Here is a 14,996-nt window from a genome sequence, read left to right as displayed (position 1 = left end):
AGGAGACCGCGCCATGAGCGAGAACCGAAAGCTGGCTGCAATCCTGGCCGCAGACGTGGTCGGGTACAGCCGGCTTGCCGGCGCCGACGAGGACCGCACCCTGGCGAGGTTACGGGCACTGCGCAGCGATCTCATCGATCCGACGATCGCCGTGCACCATGGCCGGGTGGTGAAGCGCACCGGCGATGGTGCGCTGGTCGAGTTCCGCAGCGTCGTGGACGCCGTGCGCTGTGCCATTGAGGTGCAGAACGGTATGCTGGAGCGCAATGACGGCGTGCCGCAGGACCGTCGCATCGAGTTTCGGATCGGTATCCATCTGGGCGATGTCGTGGAGGAAAGCGATGGCGATCTGATGGGCGACGGTGTCAACATCGCCTCGCGATTGGAGGGCGTCGCCGCGGCGGGCGCGATCTGCCTGTCCGAGGATGCCTATCGCCAAGTCAAGGCGAGGCTCGACCTCTCGGTCAGCGATCTCGGCAACACGCAACTCAAGAACATCGCCGAACCGATCCGCGTCTATTCGCTGCAAGTCGGCAGCGCCGGGACCAATGCAGCCGTCACCTCGGAAACCGCAACGAGTCCACCTGCGAGGGCAACGTCGCCGAAGCTGTCGATCGCCGTCCTGCCCTTCGCCAACATGAGCGGTGACGCCGAACAGGACTACTTCGCCGACGGCATCTCGGAAGACATCATCACGGCGCTATCGAAGTTGTCGCAGCTCTTCGTCATCGCCCGCAATTCGTCATTTACCTTCAAAGGCAGGAACGTCCATGTGCAGGAGGTGGGCACGAAGCTCGGCGTGCGGCATGTTCTTGAGGGCAGTGTGCGCAAATCAGGCAACAGGGTACGCATCACCGCGCAGCTCATCGACGCGACCACCGGCGGGCATCTATGGGCGGAGCGGTTCGATCGAGACCTGACCGACATTTTCGCGGTTCAGGACGATGTCACGCAGCAGATCGTCGACGCACTGGCGGTCAACCTGACAGAAGGTGATCGGAAAAGGCTGGTGCCGGGCCAGACCGGTCAGCCCGAGGCCTATGACTGCTTCCTGCGCGGCCGGGAGCTGTGGCACCGGCTGACGAAGCAAACGAACAGCGACGCCCGCGATCTTTTGCAACATGCCGTCGAACTGGACCCCAACTTCGCCTCGGCACATGCCTTTCTCGCCCTTACCCATGGGCTCGACTACCTGAACCGGTGGAGCGCGTCGCCGCAACGCTCGCTCCAGCAGGCCGAAGAGGCTGCGATGCTGGCGGTGGCGCGGGATGAGAGCGACCCCGTGGCGCACTGGGCATTGAGTGTCGTCAGGCTTTACTCACGGCAGCACGATAGAGCCATCGGCGAGGCCGAGCGTGCGATAGGCCTCAACCCGAACTTCGCCGAAGGGCAGGTCAGCCTCGGCGAGGCACTTCTCTATTCAGGCAGATCCCACGAGGCACTCGCCTGTTTCGATCGGGCGAGGATCTTGAACCCGTATTTTCCGGATGTCATTCTCCACTTTCAGGCCTGGGCCTGGTTTCAACTGCGAAGGTACGAAGAGGCCGTTGAATTGTTGATGCAGCGCGTGAGCCGCAATCCCGTCACCGACGTCTCGCGCGCGCTTCTGGCCGCCTGTTACGGACACCTCGGCCGGTTCGAAGAGGCTCGGGCGACGTGGCAAGAGGTGCTGCGCGTCAATCCCGACTTCTCCTTGGAATACCGCCGCAAAGTCTTGCCCTTCAAGAACCCCGCTGATTTCGACCTCGCCATGGAGGGGCTACGCAAGGCCGGTGTCGTACAATGATGAGTGATCAATGCCCGATCTTGAACCTGTTCGCCATTTCGGCGGAAGATGAACAACAGCCGGTGCCGGCGTAGCCACCACCTCCAGCGCAATCTGCCATCAAGGTCTGCTTTCAGGAAGCTGCGAAGTCGCCCTCTACTTGCGGCGCAAAGCAGCCCTATCCTTCAACAAAGAAAAAGGACGCTATGGGCAGATAGCGGTCCTTTCTCTGATAGCTGTCTTTCAAGATTCAAGAGATGCCACATTACGTTGGTGGCTGCCGGTTTTAACAGAGTTTGCGAAACCGGCGCTTCTTGAAACTAGCGCTCTGCAAGCGCCGGTTCGCCCTTCTTCTCGCGCACCATATTGACGAAGCGGCGGAAGAGATAGTGGCTGTCCTGCGGGCCGGGGGAGGCTTCCGGATGGTGCTGGACGGAGAAGACCTGCTTGCCGAGCACGCGCAGGCCGCAATTGGTGCCGTCGAAAAGCGAAATATGAGTCTCTTCAACGCCGTCGGGCAGCGACTTTGAGTCTACCGCGAAGCCGTGATTCATCGAGACGATCTCGACCTTGCCCGTCGTGTGATCCTTGACCGGGTGATTGGCGCCGTGATGGCCCTGGTGCATCTTTTCGGTCTTGGCGCCCAAGGCGAGGCCGAGCATCTGGTGGCCGAGGCAGATGCCGAAGACCGGAATATCGGTCTTAACAAGCGTCTTGATGACAGGCACGGCATATTCGCCGGTTGCCGCCGGATCGCCGGGGCCGTTCGAGAGAAAGATCCCGTCCGGCTGCAAGGCGAGCACGTCTTCGGCGCTCGTTGTTGCCGGCACGACGGTCACCTTGCAGTCGAGGCCGGCAAACAGGCGCAGGATGTTGCGCTTGACGCCGTAATCGAGGCAGACGACGTGATATTTCGCATCCGCCGCGCCGAGTTCGCCGTAACCTTCGTTCCAGACCCACGGCGTCTGCGCCCATTGTGAGGACTGGCCGGACGAGGCGATCTTGGCAAGATCGAGACCTTCCAGGCCGCTCCAGGCCTTGGCTTCGGCCTTCAGCGCCTCGATGTCGAAGACGCCGTTGGCGTCGTGGGCGATCACCGCGTTCGGGGCGCCGTTCTCGCGGATCCAGGCGGTGAGCGCACGCGTGTCGATGCCGCAAAGGCCGATGATGCCGCGGGCCTTGAGCCACTGGTCGAGATGCTTGGCGGCGCGGTAGTTCGAGGGGTCGGTGATGTCGGCCTTGAAGATGACGCCGACGGCGCCGTGGCGGGCCGCAGGGGTCAGGTCCTCGATATCTTCGTCGTTGGTGCCGATATTGCCGATGTGGGGAAAGGTGAAGGTGACGATCTGGCCGAGATAGGAGGGGTCGGTCATGATCTCTTCATAGCCGGTCAGCGCCGTGTTGAAGACGACTTCAGCCTGGACCTTGCCGGTGGCGCCGATGCCCTTGCCTTCGATCACCGTGCCGTCGGCAAGAACGAGCAGGGCGGTCGGCTTTTCGGTTGTCCAGGGTGCTGTTGCGGTCATCTTCATCCCGTTTCCGGCGGCTGATGCGCTTAGCCGCGCTCGTCGCCATTTGATCTCGCAGACGTGTGGGCACGGCAATGCCGCGCGCTTCAGGCCTGATCACGAATTTTGGTGCAGGTGGCGGTAAATAGCCACGCAATCGCTGAGCGTCAATCTTTGTAGCCGGGATTGCGGCCGTTTTCTTGCGCTTTGTCGCGCCGATCGCGCAATTTATTTGATCCGTCGCATCGGCGTGGTTTATGAAGCGGCATCAAAAAAGGAGTGAAGACATGCTGCGCGATCAACTCGCCACCCAGCTGAAAGAGGCGATGAAGGCCAAGGATTCGGAGCGGCTGTCGACCGTTCGGCTGATTCAGGCGGCGATCAAGGACCGCGACATTGCCAATCGCGGTACTGGCAAGGAGCAGGCGAGCGACGACGAGATCCTGCAGATCCTCGCCAAGATGGTGAAGCAGCGCGACGAATCGGCAAAGATCTATGAGGAGAATTCCCGACCGGAGCTCGCTGCCAAGGAGCGTGCGGAAATCGCCGTCATTCAGGACTTCATGCCGAAGCAGCTTTCCGATGGCGAAGTGCGCGCCAATATCTCGGCGATCATCACCGAGACGGGTGCTGCCGGCGTCAAGGACATGGGCAAGGTGATGGCGGCGCTCAAGGAGCGTTATGCCGGCCAGATGGATTTCGCCAAGGCATCGGCAACCGTCAAGGAGCTTTTGAACGGATAACCTCAGATGGCCCGTCTCGCCTGCGGCTCTTCACGGACCGCAGGTCCGAGCACGGCCTCGGCGGCGGCATCGACGATCGCAAACTTCGCCGCCTGGTAGTTCCAATATTCGAGGATAAAGCGCCGGGACAGCCAGAAGTCGCCCTTGCGCGAAGGTTCTGTCCAGCCGACGCTTTCCATGGTCGTGGCCTGGGTCAGAAGCCGCTTCAGGTGGGTATTGGAAATCATGAATTGTTCGCGGAGCTCACGGAGCGACAGTGGGCCGATAACGACGCGCTCGGCCGCCCGAGGAAATTGCGGAAGGCGGGAGATAAGGTAATCCATCACCAGTCCGCCGGAATTCGCCCAGTTGAAGAGGTTGAAGGTGGGGCCCGGATTGCGCACGGACTCACTGCCGATGATTGCCCTTGCGATCCGCGGCTGAATCGCAGCCATTGTCACGGAGGGGTCGGCGGTGATCTGGTCGGCGCGCTCGCCGCCGTCGAGGCTATCGAGGATCATCATATGGGTGACGAGCCATCGGATGAAATGCTGTTCGGCGATTTCGGTCGGTTCCAGATAGCGTGTGCGCTTGTCAGGTCCAGGCACCAGACGCAGGAAACGATAGGCCAGCATTTCCTGCATGAAGGCCGCGGCCGTGTTGCGGCTGGCGATGTCATTCTTGACTGCGAAATCGACAAAGCGGCCGGAATAGAGGCCACCGCTCTGGCCGTCGTCGGGATGACCGTAATGAAGTGCTAAGCCGGCATGGGCCATCAACCAGCGCTGTTGCGCGGCGAAAATCGATGCGATGCGCGGGCTCTCGCGATAGATCGCAAGCAGTTGATTGGCGCAATGGAGGATCGCAGCGAGAAAGCGATCGTCTCCTGCAAGATTTTCCGCGGTGAAAGCCATTGGGAAGGGTCCAGGAGTTCGGCGCAACATCTTTCATTCACGCGCCGTCTGTCAACGGTTCCGTCGATAAGCGGTTAATTTCAAAGGGAGAGTTGGCAACAGAGCCTAAAATTTAAGAAGGCAGGAGCTGGGGGCGCTCCTGCCTTCTTGCTCTTTGCTTCCGCCGGCAACGCAGGGCTGAGGCCCAAGCCGGAGGGTATTTGCAAAGGCACCCTTGCGAAGCGGCGCCGGGGGTAGGGATGGTGCTTCGCTCGGGGATCGCTTTGTTGAGATCAAACCTATTGCGGTGCGGCCGTCTGTTCAAATTACAAAAAAATAATGATTGCCGGAAAAGGCGCTTCGAAGCGAAGGTTCGACAAGCGCCGCGAGGATGGGGGCGCCCAAGCGGCGGCTCCGATAAGTGACTGTTTCGAAAAGTTTTAATTCAACTTGGCCGAACGATCTCGCTCATGCCGAAGCACCTGCAGTGCCCGGCTTCAGAGACGTTCGGCGACAATAATGTCGCACCCTGTCGCAGGGGTCGGTCACGAGTTGTTGATTGGATAACTGACGCCGCGGACGTCGGGTGCACTTGCCTGTGAATAGCGGGTTTTCCTGACGAGTTTCGTGGCATGGTGCGGCAAAGCAGCTTATATGGAGCTTGGCCAAGAGGGATAAATGCGCTTTTCGAACACCTTTCTCGATGAGATCCGCGACCGCGTTCCGATTTCGAACGTGATTGCGCGCCGCGTCAGCTGGGACAAGCGCAAGACCAACGTCTCGCGGGGCGACTACTGGGCCTGCTGCCCCTTCCATGGCGAGAAATCGCCGAGCTTCCACTGCGAGGACCGAAAGGGTCGGTATCACTGCTTCGGCTGCGGCGTCACCGGCGATCACTTTCGCTTTCTGACGGAGCTGGAGGGCTTGAGTTTTCCCGAGGCGGTGCAGCAGATCGCCGACATGGCCGGCGTGCCGATGCCGCTTGCCGATGCCGCGATGGAGAAGCGCGAGAAGGAGCGCGGCTCGCTGATCGACGTTATGGAAATGGCGACCAGCTTCTTCCAGGACCAGCTGCAGACGGCCAATGGCGCAAAGGCGCGCGCCTATTTGCGCGATCGCGGGCTGACGGGGCGTACCATCGAGACCTTCCGTCTCGGTTATGCGCCTGACAGCCGCAATGCGCTGAAGGAATTCCTCGCGGGCAAGGGCGTCTCCAAGGAGCAGATCGAAGCCTGCGGCCTTGTCGTTCATGAAAACGTGCCGCTCTCCTACGACCGTTTCCGCGACCGCATCATGTTCCCGATTCTTTCGTCCCGGGAAAAGGTGATCGCCTTCGGCGGCCGCGCCATGTCATCAGATGCGCCGGCGAAATATCTGAACTCCAACGAGACTGAGCTCTTCCACAAGGGTAATGTCCTTTACAATTTCGCCCGCGCGCGCCGCGCCATACAGGGTCCCGGCCGCGGCGATCAGGATGACAATGCGAGCGGCACCATCATCGCCGTCGAAGGCTATATGGACGTGATCGCGCTCTATCAGGCGGGTATCGAAAACGCCGTCGCGCCGCTCGGCACAGCGCTCACCGAAAACCAGCTCGAGCTGCTCTGGAAGATGGTGCCGCAGCCGGTGCTTTGCTTCGATGGCGACGGCGCCGGCATTCGCGCCGCCAATCGCGCCGCCGAGCTGGCGCTGCCGCATCTGAAGCCCGGCCGTTCCGTCCGCTTCGCGCTTCTGCCTGATGGCAAGGATCCGGACGACCTCGTGCGCGACGAGGGCCGCGCGCCTTTCGACAAGGTGATGAGTCAGGCAAAGCCGCTTTCGGAGATGCTGTGGAGCCGGGAGATCAACACCGGCAAGTTCGATACGCCCGAGGCGCGCGCCGAGCTCGAAGCGCGGCTGAAGCAGCTCGTTGCCGTCATCGCCGACGAGAATGTGCGCCGTCATTACCAGCAGGATATTCGCGACCGGCTGAATGCCTTCTTCCAGCCGCAGTTCCAGAACCGCAACAGCGGCGGGCGGCGCGGTTTCAGCAGCAGCCCCCGGAACGCCCGCGACAATACGGCCAAGGCAGGACCGAAAAGCCCCAGCCTGATTTCCGATCGGCTCGCCCGCTCGGGCCCCGTCCGCGGACACCGGGACAATACGGCGTTGCGCGAAAGCGTGCTTGCGCTCACCATCGTCAATCATCCGGCCCTGATGATCGATGATTATGATGAAATCGCCGCGATCGAATATGACAGCCGTGAGCTGCAGCGGCTCTGGTCGGCGATGCTTGGCGCAGCCGCTGCCGTCGCCGGTCCGCATCTGACGCGCGAATATCTGACTGAGCGGCTGGAATTCGAAGGTTTCGGTCCGCTCATCAAGAGTCTCGACCAGCAGGTGCGCAATGCGAGGCTCTGGACGGCGACCGAGGAGGCGGCGATGGAGGATGCTCGTGAAGGCTATCGTCAGGCGCTCGCCTTCCACAAACGGGCGAAGGCGCTGCGCCGGCAGAAGATGGAACTCGAACGCGAGATTGCGCTGGCGACCGAAGCCGGCGACGGCGAGGCGATCATTCAGCTGATACGGGCGCAGCAGGAAGTGCATCTCGAAGGCGTACGCCTGGAGAACCAGGAGGCGATTATCGACGGCTTCGGCGTGCTTTCCGGCCGTGTCAAAGGGGCGGCGAACCACTGATGCCGCTCAGCGAACGCAAGGAGCCCGGTTTTTTCGTTTCCGATGCGCTGTTTTCCGCCGGCCGCTCGCCTCTCGACGTCCTGAAGCAGGTCTATGGTTATTCCTCCTTCCGCGGCAGGCAGCAGGAGGTGGTCGAGCACGTGGTTTCAGGCGGCGATGCCGTGGTGCTCTTTCCGACAGGTGCAGGCAAATCGCTCTGCTTCCAGATCCCGGCGCTTTGCCGTGACGGCGTCGGCATCGTCGTTTCGCCGCTGATTGCGCTGATGCGCGATCAGGTGGAGGCGATGAAGCAGCTCGGCATCAGGGCTGCGGCACTCAATTCGTCGCTGTCGCGCGAAGAGTTCGTCGAGGTTCGCCGTGCGCTTTCGGCGCGAAAGCTCGACCTTCTCTACGTCACGCCCGAGCGCATCCTGACGGAGGGTTTTCGCGAGCTGATCGCCAGTGATAAGATTGCGCTGTTTGCGATCGACGAGGCCCATTGCGTCTCGCAATGGGGCCATGATTTCCGCCCGGAATATCGCGAGCTCGGCCGCCTCGGTGAACAGTATCCCGGCGTTCCCCGCGTGGCATTGACGGCAACGGCCGACCCGCACACGCGTGACGATATCATCGAGCGGCTGGGGCTCGGCAAGGCCGAAATCTTCACCACCAGCTTCGACCGGCCGAATATTGCCTATGAAATCGTCGAGCGCGACCAGCCGCGCCAGCAGCTGCTGCGCTTCCTCTCCGGCCATAAGGGCAACAGCGGCATCGTCTATTGCCTGTCGCGCGCCAAGGTCGAGGATACGGCCGATTGGCTGAACGGGCAGGGCATCCGCGCACTGCCCTATCACGCCGGCATGGACCGGGCGCTGCGCGACGCCAATCAGGATGCTTTCCTGAAAGAAGAGAATCTCTGCTTGGTCGCCACCGTCGCCTTCGGCATGGGCATCGACAAGCCGAATGTGCGCTATGTCGCCCATCTCGACCTGCCGGGTTCGGTGGAGGCCTATTATCAGGAAACCGGGCGCGCCGGCCGAGACGGGTTGCCGTCCGAGGTCTGGATGGCCTATGGCATGGCCGACGTTATCCAGCGCCGCCGCATGATCGATGAGGGCAACGCCGCAGACGAAATCAAGCGGGTTGAGCGCGCCAAGCTCAATTCTTTGCTCGCGATCTGCGAAACCACCTCCTGCCGCCGGCAGGCGATCCTTGCCCATTTCGGCGAGGCGCATGCCGGCCAATGCGGCAATTGCGGCACCTGCCTGAAGCCAGTCGAGACCTGGGATGGCACGGAAGCGGCGATCAAGGCGCTGGCCGCGGTCTACCGCACCGGCGAGCGGTTCGGCGCCGGTCATGTCATCGATGTGCTGGTCGGTAACGTCAACGAAAAGACCGAGCGTTTCGGTCATGTCGATATGCCGGTCTTCGGCGCCGGCAAGGACATTCCGGCGCGGACTTGGCAATCCGTCTATCGCCAGCTGCTCGCCATGGGGCTGATCCGTATCGATCATGAGGCCTATGGGGCGCTGAAGCTGGAGCCGGAGGCGCGCGCCGTCTTCAAGCATGAACGGCAGGTCTTCTTCCGCAAGGACCGGCCGGCATCGGAACGGCGTACGAAGAAGGCCGAGCGCAGCGAGCGCAAGTCAGGCCTGTCGGGCGCCGACGGCACGCTTTTCGAGGCGCTGAGAGCCGAGCGCATGGCGATCGCCAAATCGCTCGGCGTGCCGCCTTACGTCGTCTTTCCCGATACGACGCTGATTGCCTTTGCGACGGAACGGCCGCGCAGCCGCAAGGAATTGCTGGGCATATCGGGCGTCGGGCAATCGAAGCTCGAGCGTTATGGCGACGCTTTCCTGGAGATCATTCTCTCGCACGACAAGGATTGAACGGGCTCGCTGATTTTGGCGCAGCGAGAAGACAAGCAAGCAGCGATATGCTAACCCGATTGCTATAAAAAACGTCAGGAAGGGCCGCCCATGACCTCGCCATTTCTTTCTCATCTCCGGGCCGAGATTTCGGCGCTCAGAGATGCCGGCCTCTACAAGTCAGAGAGGGTCATCCGTTCCAAGCAGGCTGGCGAGATTGCGATTTCCACCGGCGAGCGGGTACTGAATTTCTGCGCCAACAACTATCTCGGCCTTGCTGATAACGAAGAGCTGGCCGAGGCCGGCAAGAAGGCGCTCGACCGCTATGGCTACGGCATGGCCTCGGTGCGCTTCATCTGCGGCACGCAGGAGGAGCACAAGCAACTTGAAGCACGCATTTCCTCCTTCCTCGTCATGGAAGACACGATCCTCTATTCCTCCTGCTTCGACGCCAATGGCGGCCTGTTCGAAACGCTGCTTGGCGAAGAGGATGCGATCATTTCCGACGCGCTGAACCATGCCTCGATCATCGATGGCGTGCGTCTCTCCAAGGCCAGGCGCTTCCGGTACGCCAACAACGACATGGCAGCGCTGGAAGAAGAGCTGAAAAAAGCCGAAGGCAGCCGCTTCAAGATGATTGCGACCGACGGCGTCTTCTCCATGGACGGCATCATCGCCAATCTGCAGGGGGTGTGCGATCTCGCCGAGAAATATGGCGCGATGGTCATGGTCGACGACAGCCACGCCGTCGGCTTCGTCGGCAAGAACGGCCGCGGCTCGCCGGAACATTGCGGCGTCGAGGGCCGCATCGACATTATCACCGGAACGCTCGGCAAGGCGCTCGGCGGCGCTTCAGGCGGTTATACCTCAGCCAGGGCGGAGGTCGTCGAATGGCTGCGGCAGCGCTCGCGGCCCTATCTGTTCTCGAATACGCTCGCCCCCGTCATCGCCGCTGCCTCGCTGAGAGTGTTCGACCTGATCGAAAACGGTGATGCCCTTCGCAAGCGCCTTTCCGACAATGCCGATCTCTTTCGTATTGAAATGACCAAGCTGGGCTTCAAGCTTGCCGGCGAAGGCCATCCGATCATCCCGGTCATGCTTGGCGATGCCAAGCTCGCGCAGGACATGGCAAGTCTGATGCTGAAGAAGGGGATCTATGTGATCGGCTTCTCTTTCCCTGTGGTGCCGAAAGGCCAGGCCCGCATCCGCACGCAGATGTCGGCGGCGCATTCGAGGGCGGATGTGGAGCGGGCGATTGCAGCCTTTGCCGAGGCCGGGCGGGAGTTGGGGGTGATTTGAGCGGGGCTTGCTTCCTCTTCTCCCCAGTGGGGAGAAGATGTCCGTCAGGACAGATGAGGGGGTGAGCGAAGCGAGGTTTCGAGCGGTAAGCGAGAAACAATATTGGATTTGAACGGTGTGCCGTGTGGCCCCCTCATCCGCCCTACGGGCACCTTCTCCCCGCTGGGGAGAAGAGGGAATAGCGAAGTCTGCGCCAAGCAAAGGTGGGATAGTTGAATGTCGAACATGATGAAGGCGCTGGTCAAGTCGAAGCCCGAGGTCGGGCTTTGGATGGAGAATGTGCCGGTGCCGGAGGTCGGGCCGAACGATGTGCTGATCCGGGTGAAGAAATCGGCAATCTGCGGCACCGACGTGCATATCTGGAACTGGGACCAGTGGGCGCAGAAGACCATTCCGGTGCCGATGGTGGTTGGCCATGAATTTTCCGGCGAGATCGCCGAGATCGGTTCGGCGGTCACCCGCTATCATGTCGGGGAGCGCGTTTCCGGCGAGGGGCATATCGTCTGCGGCAAGTGCCGCAACTGCCGGGCGGGCAGGGGGCATCTCTGCCGCAACACGCTCGGCGTCGGCGTCAACCGGCCGGGCTCGTTCGGAGAGTTCGTCTGCATTCCCGAAAGCAATGTCGTGCCGATCCCGGGCGATATTTCAGACGAGATCGCCGCGATCTTCGATCCGTTCGGCAATGCCGTGCATACCGCACTTTCCTTCGATCTTGTCGGCGAGGACGTGCTCGTCACCGGCGCCGGGCCGATCGGCATCATGGGAGCACTCGTTGCCAAGCGTTCCGGCGCCCGCAAGGTCGTCATCACCGACATCAATCCGCACCGTCTGGATCTGGCGCGCAAGCTTGGCATCGACCATGTCGTCGACGCCTCGCGCGAGAACCTTGCCGACGTGATGAAGGCGATCGGCATGACGGAGGGTTTCGATGTCGGGCTCGAAATGTCGGGTGCAGCGCCCGCCTTCCGCGACATGATCGACAAGATGAACAATGGCGGAAAGATTGCCATCCTCGGCATCGCGCCGGCGGGCTTCGAGATCGACTGGAACAAGGTGATCTTCAAGATGCTCAATCTCAAGGGCATCTACGGCCGCGAGATGTTCGAAACCTGGTACAAGATGATCGCCTTCGTGCAGGGCGGCCTCGATCTTTCGCCCATCATCACCCATCGCATCAACATCGACGATTTCCGCGATGGTTTTGAGGCGATGCGGTCGGGCAATTCCGGCAAGGTCGTGATGGACTGGATGTGAGGGAAGACGACATGCTTTCATCATTTTCTGCGCCAATTGCGGCATCGCCCCCTTCGGCGAGGGCGTGGCGCCGAACGGTGCCGCGATGGCTTCGATCAATCTGCGCTGCATTCCCGCGATCGATCTCGGCGCGCTGAAGGTGACGCCTTACGACGGCCAGGCTCGTTAGCCAATATTTGCCCGGATCGGGCGAATATACCGTCGGCACAATTACAGGAAATGGCCGGAACAACTGGGGCGGCGGGCAAAATTCGGGCCGCCCTTGTCTTTTGTTTGCTGCTTCTTAAATAAGGTTCGCAATCGCAGCCGCGGTTCAAAGCCTGTGGATAAGGCTTTTTCCGAGTTTTCGCGGGCTTTTTTGCTGGAAAAGCTTGACGAGAACAAAAAATGTGGGAATCACCGTTCGACTTGTTGAAACGGTGAACAGGGTCAAGGCGGATCGCGCAACCATGGCCGGAAATCCAGAGGCAAGAAAGCTTTGCTGTCCGGTACCGGCGATCGTGGTTAATCAGACTTTAAATGTCATCCCGTTAGGTGGGCTCAGGTGATTCAAGGGCGACGCGAGCGGCGCGTCAGGCCCTGAGACGGCCCATTCACCGTAGCGAGATTGGATAGCGTCAGGAAGGCGACGATATAAATGGCAACCAAGGTCAAAGAGAACGAAGACGCGGAAGTCGAACGCGACGGCGCAAGCGACGGCCCTCTTCTCGATCTTTCCGACGACGCGGTCAAGAAGATGATCAAGGCCGCCAAGAAGCGCGGCTACGTGACGATGGACGAGCTGAACGCCGTCCTGCCGTCCGAAGAAGTGACCTCCGAGCAGATCGAAGACACGATGTCGATGCTGTCGGACATGGGCATCAACGTCATCGAGGACGAGGAAGCCGAAGAGGCCGGTGCTTCCGGCGGTGGCGATGACGACGACGCCGGCGGCGATGAGGACAGCGAAGGCGGCGAACTCGCGCCTTCGGCCGGCACCGCGCTTGCGACCGCCAAGAAGAAAGAGCCGACCGACCGTACCGACGACCCGGTGCGCATGTATCTGCGCGAGATGGGCTCGGTGGAGCTTCTGTCGCGCGAAGGCGAAATCGCAATCGCCAAGCGCATCGAAGCCGGCCGCGAGACGATGATCGCGGGCCTCTGTGAGAGCCCGCTGACCTTCCAGGCCCTGATCATCTGGCGCGACGAACTCAACGAGGGCACGACGCTGCTGCGCGAGATCATCGATCTCGAGACGACCTATTCCGGTCCGGAAGCCAAGGCCGCGCCGCAGTTCCAGAGCCCCGAGAAGATCGAGGCCGACCGCAAGGCGGCGGAAGAGAAGGAAAAGACCCGGCGCGCCCGTTCCGGCGACGACGACATTACCGATGTCGGCGGCGAAGGCCTGCCTCCCGAAGAGGAGGAAGAGGACGAGGACGAATCCAACCTGTCTCTCGCCGCGATGGAAGCCGAGCTGCGCCCGCAGGTCATGGAAACGCTGGACATCATCGCCGAGACTTACAAGAAGCTGCGCAAGCTGCAGGACCAACAGGTCGAGCAGCGCCTTGCCGCCACCGGCACGCTGTCGTCCGCGCAGGAGCGCCGCTACAAGGAGCTCAAGGACGAACTGATCAAGGCAGTCAAGTCGCTGTCGCTCAACCAGAACCGCATCGATGCACTGGTCGAGCAGCTCTACGACATCAACAAGCGCCTCGTGCAGAACGAAGGCCGCCTGCTGCGTCTGGCCGAATCCTACGGCGTCAAGCGCGACTCCTTCCTGGAGCAGTATCAGGGCGCCGAGCTCGATCCGAATTGGATGAAGTCGATCGGCAATCTGGCCGCTCGCGGCTGGAAGGAATTCGCCAAGGCCGAGAATACGACGATCCGCGACATCCGCCAGGAGATCCAGAATCTCGCGACGGAAACCGGCATCTCGATCTCGGAATTCCGCCGCATCGTGCACATGGTGCAGAAGGGCGAGCGCGAAGCGCGCATCGCCAAGAAGGAAATGGTCGAAGCGAACCTGCGCCTCGTCATCTCGATCGCCAAGAAGTACACGAACCGCGGCCTGCAGTTCCTCGACCTCATTCAGGAAGGCAATATCGGCCTGATGAAGGCGGTGGACAAGTTCGAATACCGCCGCGGTTACAAGTTCTCGACCTATGCAACATGGTGGATCCGTCAGGCGATCACCCGCTCGATCGCCGACCAGGCCCGCACGATCCGCATTCCGGTGCACATGATCGAGACGATCAACAAGATCGTCCGGACCTCGCGCCAGATGCTGCACGAGATCGGCCGCGAGCCGACGCCGGAAGAACTGGCCGAAAAGCTCGCCATGCCGCTCGAAAAGGTCCGCAAGGTCCTGAAGATCGCCAAGGAGCCGATCTCGCTCGAAACCCCGGTGGGCGACGAAGAGGATTCGCATCTCGGCGATTTCATAGAGGACAAGAACGCGCTGCTGCCGATCGACGCCGCCATCCAGGCGAACCTGCGCGAGACGACGACCCGCGTTCTCGCTTCGCTGACGCCGCGCGAAGAGCGCGTGCTGCGCATGCGCTTCGGCATCGGCATGAACACCGATCACACGCTCGAAGAAGTCGGCCAGCAGTTCTCGGTCACCCGCGAACGTATCCGCCAGATCGAAGCGAAGGCGCTGCGTAAGCTGAAGCATCCGAGCCGATCGAGAAAGCTGAGAAGTTTTCTGGACAGCTAAGAAACTCCAAGCTGCGCTCGATCCTCGACAGCTGAGGTTTCGACAATTGCCGTGATGATTGGAAAGCCGGGCGTCGTGCCCGGCTTTTGCTTTTGTGATTAATACCAATGATCCCGGCGGCTTTCTTGTCGCTTAGTGGTGACAAGATTATAGTCCGGCCACGGGGGAAGAAATCGATCGCGGTGCGCGAGCGAGGACCGACGCATACCCGTGTCGGGCGAATCCTCCGTTCGGAGGTGCAAGATGACCACTTACATTGTGTTGATCAACTGGACGGACCAAGGCGTGCGCACTGTTCGCGACTCGTCAAAACGGCTGGATGCGGCGAAGAAACTGC

Annotated in this window: 9 protein-coding genes and 2 pseudogenes; 9 read left to right on the top strand and 2 right to left on the bottom strand. The window is 61.2% G+C overall.

Features of this window, described 5'->3' with window-relative positions; translation table 11 throughout:
- Positions 1-13: 13 nt before the first annotated feature.
- A complete protein-coding gene (locus AC13QO_RS25075) occupies positions 14-1,786 on the top strand; it encodes an adenylate/guanylate cyclase domain-containing protein (RefSeq protein ID WP_488542184.1) in 1,773 nt (590 codons plus the stop codon).
- A 299-nt stretch (positions 1,787-2,085) separates the two neighbouring features.
- Here AC13QO_RS25075 and carA read toward each other — a convergent pair whose 3' ends face one another.
- Positions 2,086-3,291 carry a glutamine-hydrolyzing carbamoyl-phosphate synthase small subunit gene (carA, locus tag AC13QO_RS25070; protein WP_085780136.1) on the bottom strand — a complete coding sequence of 402 codons (1,206 nt, stop codon included), beginning with the start codon at positions 3,289-3,291 and terminating at the stop codon, positions 2,086-2,088.
- A 269-nt stretch (positions 3,292-3,560) separates the two neighbouring features.
- On the opposite strand from carA, the gene AC13QO_RS25065 reads away from it, so the two are divergent.
- The gene (locus AC13QO_RS25065; protein ID WP_085778864.1) at positions 3,561-4,016 is read left to right on the top strand and encodes a GatB/YqeY domain-containing protein; all 456 of its coding nucleotides are present in this window, start codon (positions 3,561-3,563) and stop codon (positions 4,014-4,016) included.
- 2 nt (positions 4,017-4,018) lie between these two features.
- Here the strand turns inward: AC13QO_RS25065 and AC13QO_RS25060 are convergent, their stop codons facing one another.
- Positions 4,019-4,909: a hypothetical protein gene (locus AC13QO_RS25060; protein WP_488542183.1), complete on the bottom strand. Its 891-nt coding sequence runs from the start codon at positions 4,907-4,909 to the stop codon at positions 4,019-4,021.
- 657 nt (positions 4,910-5,566) lie between these two features.
- On the opposite strand from AC13QO_RS25060, the gene dnaG reads away from it, so the two are divergent.
- From dnaG to AC13QO_RS25025, 7 genes and pseudogenes are all read left to right on the top strand, one after another.
- A complete protein-coding gene (dnaG, locus tag AC13QO_RS25055; RefSeq protein ID WP_285191490.1) occupies positions 5,567-7,564 on the top strand; it encodes a DNA primase in 1,998 nt (665 codons plus the stop codon).
- Positions 7,564-9,432, top strand: coding sequence for a DNA helicase RecQ (gene recQ / locus AC13QO_RS25050; RefSeq protein ID WP_488542182.1), 1,869 nt, complete (start codon positions 7,564-7,566; stop codon positions 9,430-9,432). Before dnaG ends, recQ begins: the two co-directional genes overlap by 1 nt.
- A gap of 90 nt (positions 9,433-9,522) precedes the next feature.
- The gene (locus tag AC13QO_RS25045; protein ID WP_488542181.1) at positions 9,523-10,710 is read left to right on the top strand and encodes a glycine C-acetyltransferase; all 1,188 of its coding nucleotides are present in this window, start codon (positions 9,523-9,525) and stop codon (positions 10,708-10,710) included.
- Between the two features lie 216 nt (positions 10,711-10,926).
- Positions 10,927-11,964 (top strand): L-threonine 3-dehydrogenase, encoded by a 1,038-nt coding sequence (gene tdh / locus AC13QO_RS25040; RefSeq protein WP_488542180.1) that lies wholly within the window; start codon positions 10,927-10,929, stop codon positions 11,962-11,964.
- 25 nt (positions 11,965-11,989) lie between these two features.
- A pseudogene (locus tag AC13QO_RS25035) lies at positions 11,990-12,133 on the top strand (GFA family protein); the annotation flags it as partial.
- A gap of 468 nt (positions 12,134-12,601) precedes the next feature.
- Positions 12,602-14,659 (top strand): RNA polymerase sigma factor RpoD, encoded by a 2,058-nt coding sequence (gene rpoD, locus AC13QO_RS25030; RefSeq protein WP_011426193.1) that lies wholly within the window; start codon positions 12,602-12,604, stop codon positions 14,657-14,659.
- 243 nt (positions 14,660-14,902) lie between these two features.
- Positions 14,903-14,996 (top strand): annotated as a pseudogene (locus tag AC13QO_RS25025) (GYD domain-containing protein); the annotation flags it as partial.

It is taken from the genome of Rhizobium sp. CNPSo 3670 (assembly GCF_057784555.1).
This window is presented reverse-complemented; position numbering and strand designations above follow the sequence as displayed.

Excerpts from the sequence above, each read along its gene's own strand:
- AC13QO_RS25075 (WP_488542184.1), top strand. The coding sequence starts at position 14 with ATGAGCGAGAACCGAAAGCTGGCTGCAATCCTGGCCGCAGACGTGGTC.
- carA (WP_085780136.1), bottom strand. The coding sequence starts at position 3,291 with ATGACCGCAACAGCACCCTGGACAACCGAAAAGCCGACCGCCCTGCTC.
- AC13QO_RS25065 (WP_085778864.1), top strand. The coding sequence starts at position 3,561 with ATGCTGCGCGATCAACTCGCCACCCAGCTGAAAGAGGCGATGAAGGCC.
- AC13QO_RS25060 (WP_488542183.1), bottom strand. The coding sequence starts at position 4,909 with ATGGCTTTCACCGCGGAAAATCTTGCAGGAGACGATCGCTTTCTCGCT.
- dnaG (WP_285191490.1), top strand. The coding sequence starts at position 5,567 with ATGCGCTTTTCGAACACCTTTCTCGATGAGATCCGCGACCGCGTTCCG.
- recQ (WP_488542182.1), top strand. The coding sequence starts at position 7,564 with ATGCCGCTCAGCGAACGCAAGGAGCCCGGTTTTTTCGTTTCCGATGCG.
- AC13QO_RS25045 (WP_488542181.1), top strand. The coding sequence starts at position 9,523 with ATGACCTCGCCATTTCTTTCTCATCTCCGGGCCGAGATTTCGGCGCTC.
- tdh (WP_488542180.1), top strand. The coding sequence starts at position 10,927 with ATGTCGAACATGATGAAGGCGCTGGTCAAGTCGAAGCCCGAGGTCGGG.
- rpoD (WP_011426193.1), top strand. The coding sequence starts at position 12,602 with ATGGCAACCAAGGTCAAAGAGAACGAAGACGCGGAAGTCGAACGCGAC.